Source organism: Vibrio sp. YT-19(2023), assembly GCF_033337395.1.
This window is the reverse complement of sequence record NZ_JAWOQN010000821.1, coordinates 1-586: the sequence shown is the minus strand read 5'-3', so window position 1 is coordinate 586 and position 586 is coordinate 1. Positions and strand designations below refer to the sequence as shown.

Below are 586 nucleotides of genomic sequence, written 5' to 3'. Positions count from 1 at the left end.
TGTGTTACACGGTCAACAACCCGAATAAGCTCAAGCACCTTCCGCAATTAGATGGCATTTTTAGTGACCATCCAAAACGTTTTATGCAATAACCTTTCAAAGCTCCCGTGGGATAACGAGTCCTACCACTCGATCGTGATCGATGTTCCCATGGTGACAAGCTGGATGAATTCATCCATTTCTTCATTGGTGAGCGCAATACACCCGTTGGTCCAATCAAAACTCTGAATAAAACTAGGCTCTTGCGTCTCACCATTCTTTAAACCATGAATTTTAATGTTCCCACCCGGGGAGACACCTCTCCGGTGCGCCTCTAACGTGTCAATAGCATCGGGATAGCTAATGTGCACCGAGCGATAAAACGCAGAATCCTCAATCACGTAATCGAGCGTGTAACTGCCTTCTGGCGTTCGGTTGTCGCCTTCTTCTTGCTTATGGCCTTTAGGACTGGCACCCAATGCAATACGATATTCTTTTAGTATGATGCCATCTTCTATCAAGTACATTCTGCGTTTCGATTTATCAACTTTAACCAGATCGACAGCCGCGTGCGTACTGAACGTAACCAATCCACACAGAATTAAAG

At 45.2% G+C, this 586-nt stretch carries 1 protein-coding gene and 1 pseudogene; one reads left to right on the top strand and one right to left on the bottom strand.

Going from position 1 to position 586, the window contains the following annotated elements; all coding sequences use genetic code 11:
* Positions 1–92 (top strand): annotated as a pseudogene (locus tag R7E78_RS28650) (glycerophosphoryl diester phosphodiesterase); the annotation flags it as partial.
* 30 nt (positions 93–122) lie between these two features.
* Here R7E78_RS28650 and R7E78_RS28645 read toward each other — a convergent pair.
* Entirely contained in the window at positions 123–581 is a 459-nt protein-coding gene (locus R7E78_RS28645) for a murein L,D-transpeptidase family protein (RefSeq protein WP_318058950.1), read from the bottom strand.
* Positions 582–586 lie beyond the last annotated feature (5 nt).